Annotated in this window: 21 protein-coding genes; 3 read left to right on the forward strand and 18 right to left on the reverse strand. The window is 35.2% G+C overall.

All coding sequences use genetic code 11. The features are described 5' to 3' along the window. Positions 1 to 93: 93 nt before the first annotated feature. The 7 genes from rluB to NSQ89_RS11935 all read right to left on the reverse strand — a co-directional run bounded on the left by rluB (position 94) and on the right by NSQ89_RS11935 (position 6,074). A complete protein-coding gene (gene rluB / locus NSQ89_RS11905; RefSeq protein WP_047940330.1) occupies positions 94 to 822 on the reverse strand; it encodes a 23S rRNA pseudouridine(2605) synthase RluB in 729 nt (242 codons plus the stop codon). Positions 823 to 1,177: 355 nt separating this feature from the next. Further along, positions 1,178 to 1,711, reverse strand: a complete 534-nt coding sequence (locus NSQ89_RS11910; protein WP_095259116.1) for a spore maturation protein — start codon at positions 1,709 to 1,711, stop codon at positions 1,178 to 1,180. 6 nt (positions 1,712 to 1,717) lie between these two features. Continuing rightward, the gene (locus NSQ89_RS11915) at positions 1,718 to 2,305 is read right to left on the reverse strand and encodes a nucleoside recognition domain-containing protein (RefSeq protein ID WP_047940328.1); all 588 of its coding nucleotides are present in this window, start codon (positions 2,303 to 2,305) and stop codon (positions 1,718 to 1,720) included. Then, positions 2,298 to 3,449 (reverse strand): D-alanyl-D-alanine carboxypeptidase family protein, encoded by a 1,152-nt coding sequence (locus NSQ89_RS11920; RefSeq protein ID WP_341132650.1) that lies wholly within the window; start codon positions 3,447 to 3,449, stop codon positions 2,298 to 2,300. The genes NSQ89_RS11915 and NSQ89_RS11920 overlap by 8 nt, the downstream gene beginning before the upstream one ends. A 170-nt stretch (positions 3,450 to 3,619) precedes the next feature. Continuing rightward, positions 3,620 to 4,513, reverse strand: coding sequence for a superoxide dismutase (locus NSQ89_RS11925; RefSeq protein WP_047940326.1), 894 nt, complete (start codon positions 4,511 to 4,513; stop codon positions 3,620 to 3,622). Between the two features lie 222 nt (positions 4,514 to 4,735). Further along, entirely contained in the window at positions 4,736 to 5,317 is a 582-nt protein-coding gene (gene scpB / locus NSQ89_RS11930) for an SMC-Scp complex subunit ScpB (RefSeq protein ID WP_061798302.1), read from the reverse strand. A gap of 4 nt (positions 5,318 to 5,321) precedes the next feature. Then, positions 5,322 to 6,074, reverse strand: a complete 753-nt coding sequence (locus tag NSQ89_RS11935; protein ID WP_082138214.1) for a segregation/condensation protein A — start codon at positions 6,072 to 6,074, stop codon at positions 5,322 to 5,324. Between the two features lie 210 nt (positions 6,075 to 6,284). On the opposite strand from NSQ89_RS11935, the gene NSQ89_RS11940 reads away from it, so the two are divergent. After that, positions 6,285 to 6,812 carry a DUF309 domain-containing protein gene (locus tag NSQ89_RS11940; protein WP_061798304.1) on the forward strand — a complete coding sequence of 176 codons (528 nt, stop codon included), beginning with the start codon at positions 6,285 to 6,287 and terminating at the stop codon, positions 6,810 to 6,812. Positions 6,813 to 6,890: 78 nt separating this feature from the next. Here the strand turns inward: NSQ89_RS11940 and NSQ89_RS11945 are convergent, their stop codons facing one another. Next, the gene (locus NSQ89_RS11945) at positions 6,891 to 7,256 is read right to left on the reverse strand and encodes a GNAT family N-acetyltransferase (RefSeq protein WP_047940323.1); all 366 of its coding nucleotides are present in this window, start codon (positions 7,254 to 7,256) and stop codon (positions 6,891 to 6,893) included. A gap of 844 nt (positions 7,257 to 8,100) precedes the next feature. Here NSQ89_RS11945 and NSQ89_RS11950 point away from each other — a divergent pair. Beyond that, complete coding sequence (locus NSQ89_RS11950; protein ID WP_047940322.1) at positions 8,101 to 8,967, forward strand: DUF1002 domain-containing protein; 867 nt, start codon at positions 8,101 to 8,103, stop codon at positions 8,965 to 8,967. A 164-nt stretch (positions 8,968 to 9,131) separates the two neighbouring features. Here the strand turns inward: NSQ89_RS11950 and NSQ89_RS11955 are convergent, their stop codons facing one another. From NSQ89_RS11955 to NSQ89_RS12000, 10 genes are all read right to left on the reverse strand, one after another. Further along, positions 9,132 to 10,490, reverse strand: a complete 1,359-nt coding sequence (locus NSQ89_RS11955; protein WP_144544836.1) for an IS1182 family transposase — start codon at positions 10,488 to 10,490, stop codon at positions 9,132 to 9,134. A 123-nt stretch (positions 10,491 to 10,613) separates the two neighbouring features. Further along, positions 10,614 to 11,939, reverse strand: coding sequence for a diaminopimelate decarboxylase (gene lysA, locus NSQ89_RS11960; protein ID WP_341132651.1), 1,326 nt, complete (start codon positions 11,937 to 11,939; stop codon positions 10,614 to 10,616). 304 nt (positions 11,940 to 12,243) lie between these two features. Next, entirely contained in the window at positions 12,244 to 13,719 is a 1,476-nt protein-coding gene (locus tag NSQ89_RS11965; RefSeq protein ID WP_341132652.1) for a spore germination protein, read from the reverse strand. After that, on the reverse strand, positions 13,670 to 14,281 hold the full coding sequence (locus NSQ89_RS11970) for a stage V sporulation protein AE (RefSeq protein ID WP_341132653.1): 612 nt from the start codon (positions 14,279 to 14,281) through the stop codon (positions 13,670 to 13,672). The genes NSQ89_RS11965 and NSQ89_RS11970 overlap by 50 nt, the downstream gene beginning before the upstream one ends. A 37-nt stretch (positions 14,282 to 14,318) precedes the next feature. Then, positions 14,319 to 14,738, reverse strand: a complete 420-nt coding sequence (locus NSQ89_RS11975; RefSeq protein WP_152679991.1) for a stage V sporulation protein AB — start codon at positions 14,736 to 14,738, stop codon at positions 14,319 to 14,321. Next, on the reverse strand, positions 14,728 to 15,348 hold the full coding sequence (locus NSQ89_RS11980) for a stage V sporulation protein AA (RefSeq protein ID WP_061798632.1): 621 nt from the start codon (positions 15,346 to 15,348) through the stop codon (positions 14,728 to 14,730). The genes NSQ89_RS11975 and NSQ89_RS11980 overlap by 11 nt, the downstream gene beginning before the upstream one ends. Before the next feature lie 152 nt (positions 15,349 to 15,500). Further along, complete coding sequence (gene sigF / locus NSQ89_RS11985; RefSeq protein ID WP_061798315.1) at positions 15,501 to 16,259, reverse strand: RNA polymerase sporulation sigma factor SigF; 759 nt, start codon at positions 16,257 to 16,259, stop codon at positions 15,501 to 15,503. A gap of 12 nt (positions 16,260 to 16,271) precedes the next feature. Then, positions 16,272 to 16,712 carry an anti-sigma F factor gene (spoIIAB, locus tag NSQ89_RS11990; protein ID WP_047940317.1) on the reverse strand — a complete coding sequence of 147 codons (441 nt, stop codon included), beginning with the start codon at positions 16,710 to 16,712 and terminating at the stop codon, positions 16,272 to 16,274. Position 16,713: 1 nt separating this feature from the next. Beyond that, positions 16,714 to 17,064: an anti-sigma F factor antagonist gene (gene spoIIAA, locus NSQ89_RS11995; RefSeq protein WP_047940316.1), complete on the reverse strand. Its 351-nt coding sequence runs from the start codon at positions 17,062 to 17,064 to the stop codon at positions 16,714 to 16,716. Positions 17,065 to 17,196: 132 nt separating this feature from the next. Further along, positions 17,197 to 18,360, reverse strand: coding sequence for a D-alanyl-D-alanine carboxypeptidase family protein (locus NSQ89_RS12000; protein ID WP_047940315.1), 1,164 nt, complete (start codon positions 18,358 to 18,360; stop codon positions 17,197 to 17,199). A gap of 192 nt (positions 18,361 to 18,552) precedes the next feature. On the opposite strand from NSQ89_RS12000, the gene map reads away from it, so the two are divergent. Next, positions 18,553 to 19,299: a type I methionyl aminopeptidase gene (gene map / locus NSQ89_RS12005; protein ID WP_047940314.1), complete on the forward strand. Its 747-nt coding sequence runs from the start codon at positions 18,553 to 18,555 to the stop codon at positions 19,297 to 19,299. Positions 19,300 to 19,333 lie beyond the last annotated feature (34 nt).

Consider the following 19,333-nt stretch of genomic DNA (forward strand, 5'->3'; position numbering starts at 1 on the left):
ACATTTTTGTGTAATTTCTGTCGTATTAAGTAGGTAAACATTGTTATGCAATACAAGGATATAGACGCTGGAGAATACGAAAATATATACAGTTTATCCTTTTTTCTTTTGCGCTTCTGCTCTTAGTAATTTCACTTCATGTGCAGTTAATTCACGAGCATCTCCAGGCTGCAAGCCATTTAAATTTAGGAATGAATATCTTTCCCTTTTTAATTTCATTACAGGTGTTCCAATCGCTTCAAACATTCTTCTGACTTGGCGGTTTCTTCCTTCGTGAATCTTCAGTTCGACAATACTTGTTCCTTTTTTCTTATCAACAGAGAGAATTTTCGCCTTGGCAGGGGCTGTTTTTCCATCCTCTAGCATAATCCCTCTTTCGAGTTGCTTTACTTTCTCACGAGCAGGGATGCCTTTGACTTTTGCAACATATACCTTCTCAATTTCTCCTTTTGGATGCATCATAAGGTTTGCAAATTCCCCGTCATTTGTTAAAAGAATGATACCTGAAGTATCATAGTCTAATCGTCCTATAGGATAAATTCTTGCTTCAATCTCAGAAAAATAATCCGTTACAACTTTTCTTCCTTTATCATCATTGACACTAGAAATTACCCCTCTTGGTTTATAAAGGATAAAATAAACTGGTTCTTCCCTCTCAACAGGAATTCCACTTACCTCAATTTTATCATTAGAACCTACTTTCACACCTAGTTCTTTCACTGTTTTCCCATTAACTTTTACTTTTCCGTCAAGAATTAATTCCTCTGCTTTTCTTCTTGATGCAATTCCAGCGTGTGCAATTACTTTTTGTAGTCTTTCCATCTAAATCACCTCATCCAATTTCTCAACAGTAAAAAATGATTGATCATATTACAAAATATTTTATAAGCGTTTATTTTTTATCCTATTATGAAAATAGACTAATTTCAAAACCTTGATCGTTCTTTTTTTGCCATTCCTATGAATTATGACATAAATGGACGAAATTTCAAAGAAATCTTTAAAATTAGGGATCTACTCATTAAATAAGAATTTTTATATAGTTGGTTGTTATTTTTTCTCATTAACCTTAACAATCTTTTAGAACTCTCATAGAAAGAGAAAGAATCTGCCATACAACAAAAAAATGCCTTAGGAAAAGTTCCAATACCCAAACTTTCCCTAAGACATTTTATGATTATTTACCAAACATTAAAGTTACAACTACAATTGCAGCAATAAATCCAATAAGATCCGCTAGTAATCCAACTTTCAAGGCATCCCCCATTTTCTTTATCCCTACTGCCCCAAAATAAACGGTCAATACATAAAGAGTGGTATCGGTGCTTCCTTGTATGACAGATGCAAGCCTGCCGATAAAGGAATCTGGACCATATGTTGCGATTAAATCACTTGTCATTCCCAATGCTGCATTTCCTGATATTGGTCTTATAATTGCTAATGGTGCTACTTCGGAGGGAACGCCGATAAAGTCTAATACAGGCTTAAGAAAACTCATAAAAAATTCTAATGCCCCAGATGCGCGAAAAATGGAGATAGAAACAAGCATTCCAACTAAATAGGGAATGATGGAGAACGCAATTTGTATTCCTTCTTTTCCACCTTCAACAAAGCTTTCATATGTTGGAACCTTTTTAAATGTTCCATACAGTAAAATAAACCCGATGAGGGAAGGAATCATCCACAATGAAATTAAAGATACTATCTCCATCACTCATCACCCTTTTCTCATTCTCTTATGGTAAAAATAGCGATCAATTAAAATCCCGCCTATACAGGAGAAAATGGTTGCAATAATTGTTGGGCCTACTATATCTGTCGGAGAAGCAGAATGGTAATTCATTCTGATAGCAATAACCGTTGTCGGAATTAAAGTAATACATGACGTATTTAAGGCAAGAAAAGTAATCATACTGTTACTTGCTGAATTCTTGCCCCCATTCAATCTTTTCAATTCTTCCATTGCTTTAATCCCTAGAGGTGTTGCAGCATTACCTAACCCAAATATATTAGCAATCATATTCGATAATATATACCCCATTGCTGGGTGGTTTTTTGGAACCTCGGGAAAAAGCTTTGCTACTATTGGTCTAAATAGATTTGTAAGCTTTTGAAGTAACCCAGCCTGTTCTGCTATTTTCATCATCCCCAGCCAAAAAACCAAAACACTTATAAGCCCAATACATATTGTTACCGCTTCTTTTGCTCCAGAAAAAATCGCTTTATTTACTTCATCCATCGTTCCATTAACTGCTGCAAAAACAATTCCTATAATAGCTAGCGCTGCCCAAATATAATTAACCATGCTTGCCAACCCCAGTCATTGCTGTAAACATATTCTTAAAATAATCTAGAAAGCTTTTTGATTCTTTTGCCTTAGTGTTTTTAAAATGAATAGGAACACTATCTACAAGTTTACTATCTAAATATATTTTTGCTTCTCCTACTATTTCAGGTACTTCCTCCTGATTTTTTTCCCATTCTTTCTTCACCTTTGTCAAACTATACTCAACCTTAAATAAATCTTCTTCTTTCTCTGTCACTGGGTATTCTAAATCAGACTTTATATATACTTTATTTTTATAAAATTTATTTTTAACTGTTTTTATTTTCCCTTCCTCAAGTACCTGCACTTTTTTATATGTTTTAAACGCGGTTTCAAACATATTAATATGATCATCCCAGTCATCCGGATCATTTAACGTTACTGCTATATATTCTACTCCATCCTTTTCCGCTGTACTGACCAATGTTCTTTTTGCTCTCTTTGTATACCCTGTTTTTCCTCCTGTTGAATGTTCATATAGACTTGTTAAAAGTTTGTTTTTGTTCCTCCAGACCCGATCCCACTCATTGTTTGTACTTTCCGAACGATAGCTTTTTGTCCCAGCAATTTTTTTATATGTATCATTATTCATTGCGTAACGGGTAAGCAGTGCCATATCGTAAGCTGTAGAATAATGGTCTTCATGATCATCAAGTCCATGGGGATTAGCAAAATGAGTGTTTTTCATGCCGATTTCTTCTGCTTTTTGATTCATTAAATAGACGAAGCCATCTAGACTTCCACCAACAGTTTCAGCAATAGCAACTGCGGCATCATTTCCTGAGCGAAGCATCAATCCATATACAAGATCTTCAAGCTTAATTTTTTCCCCTTCCTGTAAGTAGATAGATGATCCTTCCGTTCTAATTGCATTACTACTAACAGTCACTGTATCCTCTAATTTTCCAGACTCCACCGCAAGGAGCGCGGTCATTATTTTTGTTATACTAGCAATCCTTCTTTTTGTATGTGCGTCCTTTTCAAAAATAACTCGTCCAGAATCTTGTTCCATTAATATCGCACTTTGTGCACTTACATACATTTGTGCACTGCTTTTTTGGGGAATAGCGAGAAACAGAATGGAGGTAATGATTGTAAGAATAATAAGTTTACGTAATTTCATTTAACACAACCTCGTCTCCTTTAATGGTTTGTACAAGTTTATGAAAAAAAAGACAAGCATATGACTAATAAATAGAGCTTCCTAGCAAATAAAATATGCAGTCCTAAAAGGGACTGCATATTTTATAGCATATATCTCTGTTATTTTTAAATTATAGTTATGACTTCCCTTTAATAGGGGCGCCATTTCAATTCACTTGCTTTTAAAAATCGATTTTCAACATCTTTCCAATTAACAATGTTCCACCAATTATCTACATAATCGCCTCTATTGTTTTTGTATTGCAAATAGTATGCATGTTCCCAAACATCAAGTACTAATAATGGAATGGTGTCCCACTGGGTTAACAGCATATGTCGTTCGGATTGAAGAACTTCTAGGCGCCTTGCTCTTGGAGACCATACTAAAAGCGCCCAACCAACACCTTCCACCGCTTTTGCTGCTTCTGAAAAGTGATTTTTAAAAGCATTAAAACTACCAAAATAGCTCCTTATTTCCTCCATTAATGCACCTTTGGGCTTGCCTCCACCATTAGGGCTCATATTATTCCAAAAAATTGTATGGAGATAATGTCCTGAACCATGAAATGCCAGCTCTCTAGACCAATGTTTCACAAGGGCAAAATCATTATTTTTTCTTGCCTCTTTTAGTTTCTCTTCTGCCTTATTCAGTCCTGTCACATAGGATTGATGATGCTTTTGATGATGGAGCTCCATAATCTCCTTTGAAATATAAGGTTCTAGGGCATCATAAGCATATGCTAACTGCGGCAATTGATGCTCTCCGGCTGCAATTGTCGGCTCCTTTATAAATATTGTTCCAAGCTGTTGTCTTTGGGCAAAATAGCTTTCCATTTGTTCATGAAGCTCTTCTGCTTCATGCTGAATTCTAATTAATTCCTCTGTTTCAATTGGTTTTCTTTGAACACCTTCCATTAACTGCGAAAATTTATCAAGCCTTTTCCAAATACTCTCTTCCTTTTGAACTTCTTCCGATTCTAATAACTGCTTTAATTCCTGGTTCCAAATTAACACATTTCTAACATATTCATTATAACTACTCATCTATGTGCCAACTCCATTTCCTCCATTATCGTTCTTATAAAAGGTATGATAAAAGGATGAGCATCATGTCTTTAAATTACCTCTTTACTGATCTTGTTGGATGTACTCTATGTAGTTTTTCTTAAATGCGTGGAATTTGGACACAATTATTCGAGCAAAAGATAAACCTTCTTTTTTAAAATAATAAAAAAGTATCTAAGCCACTGCCTAGATACTCCTTTTTTATTCTTCTATTTGCTGAAACGATTCAAAAAACAAATCAGCCTCTTCTTGATTAAACTCTTCTTCCTTTTCTGTCAATGGAGGTAATTCCCCAATATTCTTTAATCCGAAGTGATCCAAGAATTCTTTGGTTGTTCCATATAGAATGGCTCTTCCCGCTCCCTCTGCTCTACCCACTTCTTTAATGAGCGCTTTTGCTGAAAGCGTATGAAGAGGTCTTTCCGTTTTCACCCCTCTAATTTCCTCAATTTCTGCACGTGTAATCGGCTGCTTATATGCAATGATTGCCAATGTTTCAAGAGCTGCCTGTGATAAGGTAGATGCATGTGGGGATTCCACTAACTTTTTTAGATACTCCGAATGCTCTTTCTTTGTGGCAAATTGATACGTACCAGCGATTTCAATAATAGAAATTCCTCTTGTTTTATCCTTACGATAATTTTTTATTAGCTCATCTATTAATTGTTCTACTTCTAATTGCTCCATATCTAAAACATGCATTAATTGCTTGATCGTTAATCCTTCATCTCCCGCGGCAAAGAGAAGACTTTCAACGATTGCTTTCCAATCATTCACTTTCAATCTGTTATTCAACTTCCTTTCCCATTACAAAAATATCTGCAAAGTTTCCTTCTTGTTCTACAAATATTTGTCGACGCTTTAAAAGTTCTAAAATTGCCAAAAAAGTCACGACAATATGTGATTTTGTGGCGACTGGAAAAAGGTCTTCAAAAGATGTTCTCTCTCTTCTAGTTCTTAAAAACCCGACAATTTCTTCCATTCGACTTTCTATTGGAATTTCTTGCCGCGTGATTTTTGTTGCTAACGGTGACTGTAACTTTTTACGTTTTAGCAATTTTTGAAAGGCAGCAAGCATATCATATAAAGAAACATCTAACTCTTGTTTGATGCTTTCTTCATTACTTACGTTAAAATCTGATAAATCACTTGGAGGTCTCGTAAATATAAGCCCTCTTTCCAATTCCATCTCTTTTAGATCATCTGCAGCCTCTTTAAATTTACGATATTCTACTAACCTCTCAATTAGCTCTTCTCGTGAATCTTCTTCCGGCTCATACATTAAATCGTCATCTAATAACTCTTCTTCATGCTTTGGTAAAAGCATTTTACTCTTAATCGCTAAAAGAGTTGCTGCCATCACCAAAAATTCACTCGCTACGTCTAATTGTAACACTTGCATGGCATGAACATAATCTAAATATTGTTCGGTAATTTCTGCGACGTTAATATCATAAATATCAATTTCCAATTTATTGATTAAATGAAGAAGTAAATCTAATGGTCCTTCAAAACTATCAATTTTCACATTATATTGCATTATTCTCACCAAAATCCTAATAGAATCCCTTTAACTTAATAATGATAGTATTAATATAAACGAAACACAATAGTTATCCAACAGAAAAATCACCATTTCCCTAATTTTAAGTCTTATCGTTACATTTTTTATCATTTATCGATATAATAACAGACATGTAATGGATCCTTTAACCCCATTTTAATTTCAGTAAAGAATAAGGAGATAATAATGTATCCAAATGAATATATAGAGTTTCTTGTACATTTTCATTGCGATCAAGATTATTTTGAGTGTCATGAAATTTTAGAGGAATATTGGAAAAAAGTCGATAGTGGCAATAAAGATTCTATTTGGGTAGGATTTATTCTCTTAGCAGTATCTGCCTATCATCATCGCCGAAAAAATTTTAAAGGAGCAGAAAAAACGCTTATAAAAAGCATGCAGTTATTAGAAAAGAAGCAGGAAATAATTAAGAAATTAGGTCTCGATGCTTCAAAATTACTTCTTTTATTAAAGCTACAAGAAAAGCATATTAAACAGCAACATGCCTTCTGTACCTATCATTTACCATTTACAGACCCTAACTTAGAAATGAACTGTATCGAATCAGCACATATAAAGGGACTGAAATGGAAAAATAGTGAGCCGGTTCCTTTTGAAATCATTCATCGTCATATAAGCCGAGATAGAAGTATGGTTATAAAGGAACGAGAAAACGCACTGCTTCAAAGAAAACAAAAGGATAAGCACCTTTAATAGTGCCGTCCTTATCACAAAAGAGGTGTTTTCTTAAAGAACCAATTCAATGGATTCTTCCTAGAAAACACCTCTTTTTTATTTATCTACTTGAACACCATCGTTACACTTAGATAAAAAATTGACAATTAATTCATTTGATTTTAATGTACGGTTCGGATAAAGACCTTTAACAGCTTGAACCATAGCTTTTCCAACACCTTGATGGCGATGAGATGGATTAACAGTTATATGCTGGATGGTAATGGAAGATTCATCTTCAAAGATAACGCCTATTAAGCCAATAATATCTTCCTCTTCCTTCCATAAAAATAATTGCCAATTTTCTTCCGACTCATATTGTTTAATTGTTTGTTGTAATACTTTTAAATCTTTTTCTGCAGGCATAAAAGAAAGCAATCCCATTGCAATCTTTTCAAATGCCTTTTTATATCGAATAATCATTAATATCCCTCATTATTTTTAAAACATATTCACTAACAGTTTTCCCATCAAAAATAAGATTCAATCAATCTCCTGATGTTAAATTAAAAATTTTTCATCTGTACGAAACTGAAACGAATTTTTACCATCCTCTTCCTTTTTGTAAGAATCATTTAGGACCGCCCCAAAAATATGATAAATGTTATTGGTTCTATCATACATAAATTAGCGGTATTCTTCAATGAAAATCTTTTAAGCATAAGGATTCATTCTATCCATGCCAAATTACCCTTATAGAGATAATACTATTTATCCAAGTCTTTCTTCCGTATACATCTTTGAAGAGAATTTTTTGAGGACTTCTAAAATTCTGCTTGTCCCTCCTCGTCTTCATTTCTAAATAGCTAGCCACTAAATATTTTAAACATTTATTACTATTACCGTTCCCTTTACTAGCTTTACTTCTTAATATTCCTGCCCGTTGATTGCTTTCTTGTTAGCCCGAACAAAGCAACTCTGAATTCTATACATAAAGATATTGAGAAAATAACTATCTAGCTTCTAAAAGGAAAAAACATTTACTTTCCAATCTAAATCAAATTATTTACCACTTTAAATTTATTTAATACTATATAAAATATGCATATATATGTTAAAAAGCTACACAAAAACTTCATTTTTTCAGGAGTTACGGTGAATAATAAAGGGAAAGAAGACAATAAAACTAAAATAAGAAACTTATTGTAGTTGAATTACGTCTATTAGATGTAGTTATTTTAGATCACGGAAATTTATGCTATTTTATCAAATATGGATAGCGCTACTTTTCACCTAGTTCTGCAGAAGGAAAACAGGAGGTAAACGAATGAAAAAAAATAAATGGATATGGATGGTTCTAGCTTTCTTACTATTAATACCGATTCCAGCTTATGCTGATGTAGCAGTTGGGGACATGATTGTTACACTTGGTGAAAACTTAACAGCCGAACAAAAACAGCTTTTATTAACTGAAATGAAAGCACCTGAAGATGCAGAAATTATTACTGTTTCTAATAAAGAAGAGCATCAATATTTAGGAAAGTACATTTCAAAATCGTTAATTGGTACTAGAGCAATCTCTTCTTCGGCCATTACAATCGGGGACAAAGGTACTGGAATTCAAGTTACTACCAAAAATATTAATTGGGTTACGGACGAAATGTATATTAATGCCTTGATTACTGCCGGGGTAAAGGATGCAAAAATTTATATTACTGCGCCTATTGAAGTTTCTGGTACAGCTGCATTAACAGGAATTATTAAAGCATACGAAGTCTCTACAGATACTGTTATCCCAGAAGACGTAAAGCAAGCTGCCAATGAAGAGATGGTGGAGACAGCTAATTTAGGGGAAGATATTGGCCAAGAGGAAGCCACTGCTTTAATGGCTAAAGTGAAGGAGCAAATAGCAGAGCAAAAACCAAAAACAGTTGAAGAAATACAAACAATTATTCAAGATTCTGCTAAAGAATTAAATATCAGTTTAACGGATGAACAGCTTCAAAGTCTTATTTCCTTCTTTAATAAATTAAAAGAACTTAATATTGACTGGAATCAAGTTGGAAATCAGCTGAGTGAAGCAAAGGATAAATTAACGGGCTATTTAGAAAGCGAAGAAGGAAAAGGATTTTTAGCAAAGATTAAAGAAGTCTTTACAAGTATTGTTGAAGCAATCAAATCTTTCTTCTCTTAACTATTATTTACTCAAGTAAAAAAGGGAGTCTTAGCGACTCCCTTTCAGATTGAAGACAAAAGGCATTTGCGAAAGCTTTCTTTCCCAAATGCCTTTTTGATTTTTGAATTTCTTCTTAGAATCTATCTTAAAAATATGTGTAAATTACCTATTATTCATATTTTTCATGCCATTTTTGGACTTACCCAAGTCCAATTGGCTAATTTCTTAAGATTTATTGCAGCAAAAGTTAGCATCGCCTGCATGGACAATTTTTTAAGTCCCCGTAGGGTTGTCCATCGCATACCATGCTTTTCTTTTGCATCTGCAAAGACCCGTTCAATGGATTCTTTTCGACGTGCATATATTTCTTTTACTTCTTGTTTATGACGAAGGTGTTCGGCCTCTTCTAAATAGCCTTCCCAGATATGGCGTTGGATTAACTTTTGATGATTTTGACTCTGAGTACACTGTTCTAGTAAAGGACACTTTGAACACTTCAAGGGATTGGATTTGTACTGCCGATATCCTTCCTTCGTGGTTGTTGTGTATGATAATATCTCTCCTTGCGGACAGATATAGCAATTATAGTGCTCATCATAAACGTATTCATGTTTACGGATGAACCCTTCCTTTGTTTTTGGTCGAGTATAAGGAAGAGCAGGAGTGATGCCATTCTCTATAAGAAAATTACAAATTGCAGGAGTCTTATATGCCGCGTCAGCAGCAACAGCTAAAGGTTTCTTTACTTTATCCATTATTTTCTCTACTAATGGTTGAAGCATATGACTATCATGAATGTTTCCTGGCGTTACAATGGAGCCTAACACAAAACCATTCCGGTCAGTAGCAGCATGAAAAGAATAAGCAAACTGTTTTGTCCTTTCATCTTTTACGTAGTACCCACTTTCAGGGTCAGTAGTACTTTCCTTAATCTCCTTTATCTCTTCCTTTTCAAACTTTTCAGGTGGAAAAGGTTTCTTTCCGTTATCAATACGGTCTTGATTTAATTCAGCCTGAAGTTTCGCTTCATAAGCTCGAGTTTCTTTTCTTACTGTTTTCTTTTCAAATTTACGTTTATTAGCACTAGCTTTAACATGAGTTGAATCAATAAATACATGATCTGCGCTCAATAAACCTTTATCTGTAATCTCTTTTAGAATACGATAAAAGATTTGCTCAAATAGATCGGTTTCTTTAAAACGACGCTCATAATTCTTACCGAAGGTAGAGAAGTGAGGAACTTCTGTATAAAAACCGAATCCCAAGAACCAGCGATATGCAACATTTGTTTCAATTTCTTTAATGGTTTGCCTCATAGAGCGTATACCAAATACATATTGAATAAATGTCATTTTAATCAATACAACAGGATCAATACTCGGACGGCCTAGTCTTGAATAGAGTTTTTCAACCAATGGATAAATGAAGGAGAAATCAATAGCAGATTCAATTTTACGCACCAAATGATCTTGTGGTACTAATTGGTCAATTGCGATTACTTCTAACTGATCTCTTTCAGAATTATTGTTTCTTGTCATCATTATCCATCACCTCTTAAAATCTCTTATTAAATATTTTAAATTAAAAAAGACTGTAAGCAAACTCAATTTTATCGAGTTTGTCTACAGTCTGAAAGGGAGTCTTAGCGACTCCCTTTTTTAGCTTTATTTTTTTAATGAAGCTGTTTCTTTTAATGGCAAGTCTAAGCGTAATAAATCTTCAAATGATTCTCTCTTCACTACCAATCTTGCTTCTCCACTTTCCACGAACACAACAGGTGGTCTTGGGATTCGATTATAATTGTTTGCCATCGAATATCCGTAAGCTCCTGTACAGAATACAGCAAGTACATCATGATCGCCTGCTTTAGGTAAAGGAAGGTCCCAAATAAGCATATCTCCTGATTCACAGCATTTTCCTGCAATGGAAACCGTTTCATCTGGGGCTTGCAGCGGTTTATTTGCCAGCACTGCTTCATATTTGGCCTGATATAAAGCAGGACGAATATTATCGCTCATTCCTCCATCAATTGCTAAATATTTTCTAACATTCGGTACTTCCTTTCGTGAACCGATTTTATATAAAGTCGTTCCTGCATCCCCTACAAGAGATCTGCCTGGCTCAATCCAAATTTCCGGCATTTGCATTTCTAAGTTGTTTACTTGTTCTTTTACTTCCTTGATAATTACTTCTACATACTCAGCTGGCTGAATAGGCTGGTCTTCCTCGGTATAACGAATACCAAATCCACCACCTAAATTTAATACTTTTGATTCAAAATGATGATTGGCTTTCCATTCTGATAAATGTGCCATTATTTTTTGGGCAGCGAGAACAAAACCTGTTGTATCAAAAATCTGAGACCCAATATGACAATGAAGACCTAGTACCTCTATGAACGGCGATTTAATCGCTTCTAACAACGCTTTTTCTGCTTGTCCATTTTGTAAATCAAACCCAAATTTAGAATCTTCTTGACCAGTTAAAATATAATCATGAGTATGTGCCTCAATTCCAGGCGTCACTCTTAGTAAGACTGACATTTTCCTATTTTTTTCTTCACATAGTTGAGTAAGCATTTCAAGCTCATAAAAATTATCGACAACAATGCAGCCAATCTGTTTGTCAATTGCCATCAATAGTTCTTCTTTACTTTTATTATTCCCATGAAAATGGATTCTTTCTACAGGGAAATCTGCAGCAATTGCAGTATATAACTCACCACCGGAAACTACATCTAATGATAAGCCTTCTTCGTTTGCTAGTTGAACCATTGCTATAGTAGAAAAAGCTTTGCTTGCATATGCCACTTGCGCTTTTACTCCAAGCTGATCAAAAGTCTCCTTAAAACCTTTCGCCCTTTCTCTAATTAATTCAACATCATATACATAAACAGGTGTTCCAAATTTTTCGACTAATTCCAGTGTATCGACTCCACCTATTTCAAGATGACCTGCATCGTTCACTTTTGAAGTTCCGTAATAGTGCATGGATTCCCCTCTATTCTTCTATAAAATTATATCTCCTATTAAAAACAGACAGTCTACTTAACGAAGAACTTGTCTGTGTGTGAAACATATAAATATCATCATAATTAACATTAGTCTCACTGTGATAAACTTGTGAAAGGAGCGCTAATGAAAGTTTCACTTTATTAATAACTCTGTTTAATTATCCAAATGTACCATAAATTCAGCCAATTCTCAAGTAGCTGTTCAGCTAATTTAACAAAGGAGCGGACAGATTATTCCCTCTATTAATAAGAAGTAATCTGTCCGCATAAATATACTTTTACTACCTCTTAAATCGATCCTGTGGATGCAAATGACTTGGTCTAATTTTATTTCCTGGAACCGCACGGCGAATGATAATTTGGGCCAAAGCTATTGGATGAAAAGGAATAAATGGCCATAGATAAGGCACATTTAATGTTGTTGTTCGAATTAAGAATAGAAGATACAGGGTCATTCCAATAACAAAGCCAGGAGTATGAAAAATAGCTACAACGATTAACAAGACAAGCCGAACAATTTTGTTAGCGATCCCAAGTTCATAACTAGGTGTAGCAAAGTTACCAATTGCAGCAACTGATACATACAGAATAACTTCTGGAACAAATAGTCCTACATCAATCGCAATTTGCCCAATGAGAACAGCTGCTATCAATCCCATTGCGGTTGACAATGGTGTTGGTGTATGAATGGCCGCAATCCTTAAAAATTCAAGCCCGAGGTCTGCAATGAAAATCTGTACAACAATTGGAATGTTTGTTGTTTCATTTGGTCCGATAAAAGCAAGCCTTTCTGGCAGCAGGGATGGCTCCAGCACAGCTAAAAACCAAAATGGCAGGAAAAAGATAGAGGCGATAATCCCTAAAAACCGAACCCATCTCACAAAGGTTCCAACCATAGGTGATTGTCTATATTCCTCTGCATGCTGCAAATGATGAAAAAAAGTAGCTGGTGTTATAATGACACTTGGAGATGTATCGACATAGATAATGACATGGCCTTCTAATAAATGAGTTGCAGCTACATCTGCTCGTTCCGTATATCTTACGAGAGGATAAGGATTATAGCCTTGCTTTAATAAAAACTCTTCAATCGTTTTATCAGCCATTGTTAGTCCATCTGTTTTTAAGTTTTTCATTTCCTTTTTTACAATTTCAATTAAATCAGGATCCGCCACTCCATCAATATACCCTACGGCAATATCGGTTTTAGAACGCTCTCCCACTCTCATAATTTCAAAGCGTAATCGTTCATCTCTAATTCTTCTTCTTGTGATGGCAGTGTTTACGATAATATTCTCAACAAACCCATCACGTGAACCTCTGACTACCTTTTCCGTATCGGGTTCTTCTGGCATTCTTCCTGGATAACTTCGCACATCAATAATAAGACCATGATCATAACCTTCAATAACAACTGCTACTAATCCAGACAGAACTTGGTCGACTAATTCATCCATTTTTTCAATAACTTGTACACTTTGGTGGACCAATTGATTCTGAATAATATCAAATGTATCTCTTGCTTGTGATTTACGATCCGCATCATTTAAAAATAGTAGCTGCTCCAATAATTCTGCAATCAACACACTATCGCATAATCCATTTACATAATATAAATTAACTTCTTTTCGCATTACTTTAAATTTTCGAACACCCAGATCGAAGCTAGTTCCAAGCCCGACCCGATCCTTCATATACTTTTCGATTTTATCTAGTTCTTCGTATATTTTGATCTTCTTTTCTGTCTTGCTGCTCATAAAAACCACTTCTTTCTAAAATATATTCTACTGCTTTCCGTGTAATCGGGGCGCCTTTTTCATAAGAGTCCTTTTTCCCCATCTTCCCAATGTCCCCAATACCAACAACAAGGGGAAGATTTAATTCATCTAGAATATACACAGTATCTCCATTAACTCTTCCTAACTCCATTTCTGGAATTCCATATTTGTCAACACCATATGGCGTCAATTCACCATCTTGGTCGATGGCAACATCTATTTTTGTCCATTCCTCTCGTCTTGTTCTGCTTGCTACTGCAAGTACTCCCAAGACTTCTAAATCAGGATGAGTAGCTATGTACTTTAGTGCATTCTCGCCATTTCCTTCTCCCACAAAGCCGCTATCATCAAACATGACTAAGACTGGATCATTTTTTGCTTGCTTAATAAAAGATAATATTTCCTCTCCGCTATGATTACTTGGATTACCGAAGGAGGTAGAAATACATCTTCCCCCAATCTCCTTTGCAACCATTTCAACAGCTCTTCTGGCATATTCATCTCCATCTGTTATAAGGATTACCTTTCTCCTATTTTCCATTTCCCATACTTCCTTTCTGTCTCCATTACATTCAGCCTCAAGGAATAAAATATACCCAATGAAATAAGGAGCCAAAGATCTTACCAAATACAAGAGCCATCATTAATACCAATAACTTGTCATCAATTCCAATTCGCTTTGCTAAAAGGGGGAATACATCCAGCACTTCTGTTAATGCTGCTGCTATCATCCCAATATAAATTCCTCCAGCAATGCCCATTATGATAAGCAGAAATGATGGTAAGGAAAAACTAGGTTCTCTCAAAAAAGCAAGTGTCCCAGAAACAGCTCCTAAAACAGCAGCCCATTCATATGCATAAATCTTACTAAATGTTTTTGTTAGCTGTGTCAGTCTTGGGATAATACCGAATACGGTTAAAAAGGCAACGTAACCAGCCCCAACGGTTATTCCCCACGCTAAACCGACAAAGATTACAAATAAGATATTAATGATCATCTAGTTTTTTTATGCTTTCTTTATTTTCATGCATAATCATGTACTGATCTAAGGACTGCTGATAATTGAATACTTCCACTTCTAATGGACTAGGCTCTTCATTAAGGCGTTTCTTAAACACATGGTTGAAAAAAATGACCATTCCAAGACCTAATCCTACAGAATAAGGAATCTGAAAAATTAATGGTTTTTCAATCTCCTTCCCTGTAATCATTTTATAAACTCTCTGATGAACAGATTGCATGCTTACATCTTCATGAAAGTTCATAATCGTTAATCCAGAACCAATAAAAAGTAATAGCCAAACCAAGATAAATAACGGAAGTGTCACTTTTCTCTTCTTAAAAACAACCTCAATGATCGTTTGAGCTGGTCCAATTAGTTGGATTTCAACTTCTTTATGGATTTTTTTAATTTCACGAATAACTAGCGTACTATCAATAATGATTATATTCTTATCTTGTTCTGTAATATGGTATAGACATACATCCTTTAGTGTAGACAGCAATTCATCTGTTGCAATTATTTGTGCAAGGTCTTTCAGAAATATCCGTTCATTTGACTTTTTTTGAATGCGATGTCTCATTCTGATATATATTGTCTCTGCCATTTTTTCACGTCCTAACACGTTGTTTTCACCATGACTGTAGTATTCGATTATCATGATAAAATTATGAAAGTCTGTTAAATGGTAATTTTTTCACTTTTTATATAAAAACAAAATAGCCGCTAATCCACGATGCGGACTTGCGGCTATTTCCTTTAAAGATCCATTTGCTCTTTCATTTGTATTAATATTTTTTTCTCCAGCCTAGAAACTTGAACTTGAGAAATCCCTAGCCTCGTTGCTACTTCGGATTGAGTCTGATCTTTATAATATCGTAAATAAACAATCAGACGCTCTCGTTCATCAAGCTCCCTAATAGCTTCCTGTAAAGCAATCTTATCAAACCATTTTCCTTCATTACCATCATCTATTTGATCCAGTAATGTAATGGGATCGCCATCATTTTCATAAACAGTTTCATGAATCGAGGATGGCGCTCTTGCAGCTTCTTGTGCGAGAACGATATCTTCTGGAGGTATCTCTAAAAACTCGGAAAGTTCCCCGACTGTTGGTGTTCTGCCATATTGCTTCGATAACTCGTCCTTCGCCTTTCGAATTTTATTACTTAATTCTTTTAACGATCTACTAACCTTTACCGTCCCATCATCACGGATAAATCGTTGAATTTCTCCGATAATCATTGGTACTGCATAGGTAGAAAATTTTACATCATAGCTTAAATCAAATTTATCAACTGATTTTAATAGCCCGATACATCCTATTTGAAATAAATCATCAGGATCATATCCCCTATTTAAAAATCTTTGCACGACTGACCAAACAAGACGCATATTTTTCTGAACGATAGTATCTCTTGCTGATTGATCTCCATCTTGGCTTCGCTTTATTAAGTCCTTGACTTCATGGTCTTTTAGATACGTTTCCTTCTTATCTTTCTTTACCTCCACATCCATAGACGATTCTCCTTAATTGCTTAGCATTTTGCTTTTCATTAAATGCTTACGCAGACGAATCTCTGTTCCGCTATCTGGACTTGACTGAATTTCGATTTCATCCATAAAATTTTCCATGATGGTAAATCCCATACCAGATCGTTCAAGCTCTGGTTTTGTCGTAAATAATGGCTGTCTTGCTTCCTCTACATCGAAAATTCCTTTCCCTTCATCTCTGATGGTTAAATCAATGTATGAATCTTCTAATATAACAGAAATATAAACAATTCCATTCGGATCATTTTCATAACCGTGGATAATGCAGTTAGTCACTGCTTCTGAAACAACTGTTTTAATTTCCGTTAATTCATCCATTGTTGGATCTAACTGTGTAATAAATGCAGCAACCGTTACACGTGCAAATGATTCATTCTGGCTGAGTGCGCTAAATTGAATGTGCATTTCGTTTCTCATCTTAAGCTACCCCCAATCGTTGTAGGGCAAATTCTTCATTTGTTTCCAGCTTCATAATTTTAAACATGCCAGACATATCAAATAAACGCTGAACGCTTGGGGAGATAGCACAAATGACCATTTCTCCTCCAAGCTGTTTAATTTGCTTATATCTTCCCAATATAACTCCTAAGCCAGAACTATCCATAAACGTTAAATGTTCAAGATTTAACACGATATGACGAATACTATAGCTCTCGATTGCAGTTGTTGCTTTTGTCCGTAATTCTTCTGCATAGTGATGATCCAATTCCCCAGATAGGCGTATACAAAGTACATTATTTTTTATTTCCAACTCAATATTAAGACTCACTAGAATAGCCTCCTTATTTGGTTTAAAGAAACTATTCTAGGTTTTCATGCAATTTCCTTCTCCACAGACAAAACTAGTGTTCTTTCGCTAAAAACAGAAGGAATATAAATGAATTCGACAAAAGAAATAAAACTATTCTGTTTTTGTAAACATTCCTGCAGAGCGTTTAAATAATGTCCACCATTTTGCTGATTTCACTTCTTTTTGTGCTACCAACGGACTTGTCACAAGGGTTTTCCCGTCTTTTTTATAGGATATTTTTCCAATTTCCTGCCCTTTTTCAATTGGAGCTTTTAATTTTTTATTCATCGTAATTTCCTTCTCTAATTTATCGATTTGCTCCCCTTTTTTCGTTAAGATAGAAATTGGTTCGCTCGTAACGGCTGTCACTTCTTTCTCTGATCCTTTGCTTACTTTTACTTTACCAATCGCTTCTTCTCGTTTATGCAAAGGATGTGTTTCATATTGACTAAATGCATAATCCAGCATTTTTGTTACTTGAGCATTTCTTTCTTTCGAGGTTGGCGCACCGAAAACAACTGCAATTACACGCATTCCATTTTTCATAGCAGTTGCGGTTAAACAATATTTTGCTTCAGCTGTAAATCCTGTTTTTAATCCGTCCACGCCTGGATAAAACTTAACAAGACGGTTTGTGTTAACTAGCCAAAACTTCTTATCAGTATCTTCTCTTAAATAATCTTCATATGTGCCAGTAAATTTCGTTATATCTTCATATTTAAGCAATTCCTTTGCCATTAATGCCATATCTTTTGCAGAACTGTAATGATCTGTTACTGGAAGTCCTGTCACATTTTGAAACTTGGTGCTTTCTAAGCCTAATTCTTTTGCTTTTTCGTTCATTAATTGAACAAACTCTTCTTCAGATCCTGCTAATCTTTCCGCAACTGCTACAGCTGCATCATTTCCAGATCCAATGGCAATTCCTTTTAACATTTGCTCGGTTGTCATCTCTTCCCCAGGTTCAAGGAAAATTTGTGAGCCTCCCATAGATGCCGCATGCTCACTTGTACGTATTTTCTCATCTAACTTTAATTTTCCTTGATCAATTGCTTCCATGATCAGAAGCATCGTCATTATTTTTGTCATACTGGCAGGAGGAAGTTTTTCCTCGCTGTTTTTTTCATACATAATAGTTCCTGTATCTCGATCAATTAAAATGGCTGATTTTACATTTTCAACTAATTCTTGCTTTTTCTCAGCAGCTAAAGTGCCCGGTGCCAAAATTGATGTCATAAAACAGGTAATGATTAACAATGATATGATGCGTTTCATCTATTGACCCTCCATTCTATATAGCATCCATTTTTTCCAAAAAAAACAAGTTTATACAGCCAATGAAGAATATTCATGAAATAATTTGAATAGCACTAAAGGAAGATAGAATGTTTCATGCATTTCATAGGTATCGTTAGGCTAGTTTACTGATCTAGGTTATAATGAATAGAGTTCAAAGGAGGATAACAATTGATTCATTTAAAGACACCTGAGCAAATTGAAAAAATAAGAAAAGCAGGAGAAATTCTTGCTGATTGTCATAAAGAAATTAAAAAGTTAATCAAACCAGGCATTACTACGGAAGAAATCGATGCATTTGCGGAAAACTTTATTTTACAAAGAGGAGCCACTCCAGAACAAAAGGGCTATCACGGTTATCCTTTTGCAACTTGTGCATCTATTAATGATGTAATCTGTCATGGTTTTCCTTCCAAAAGCCCCTTAAAAGATGGAGATATTGTTACGATAGATATGGTAGTAAACTTAGATGGATGGCTTGCTGATTCCGCCTGGTCTTATGCGGTTGGGAATATCTCCGAAGAGGCAAAAAACTTATTAAAAACAACCGAAGAGGCATTATACATAGGGATAGAACAAGCGGTCATTGGAAACAAAGTAGGAGATATCTCCCATGCCATTCAAACGTTCGCTGAAGCAAAAGGTTATGGGGTAGTGCGAGATTTTGTAGGACATGCGATTGGCAGAGAAATGCACGAACTCCCACAAATCCCTCACTATGGTCCTCCACACGTTGGGACACCTCTTAAAGAGGGGATGGTTATTACCATTGAACCAATGCTAAATATCGGTATGTATCATGCCAAGGTTGATTTGGATGGATGGACAGCACGAACTGTTGATGGCAGCCTTTCTGCGCAATATGAACATACCTTAGCCATTACAGCTAATGGACCAGTAATCTTAACGAAACAATAAGGGGAAACACCCAATGGCAGATTGCAAGCCATTG

Origin of the sequence: Niallia sp. FSL R7-0648 (assembly GCF_038007005.1) — a bacterium.
GTDB lineage: Bacteria > Bacillota > Bacilli > Bacillales > Cytobacillaceae > Niallia > Niallia circulans.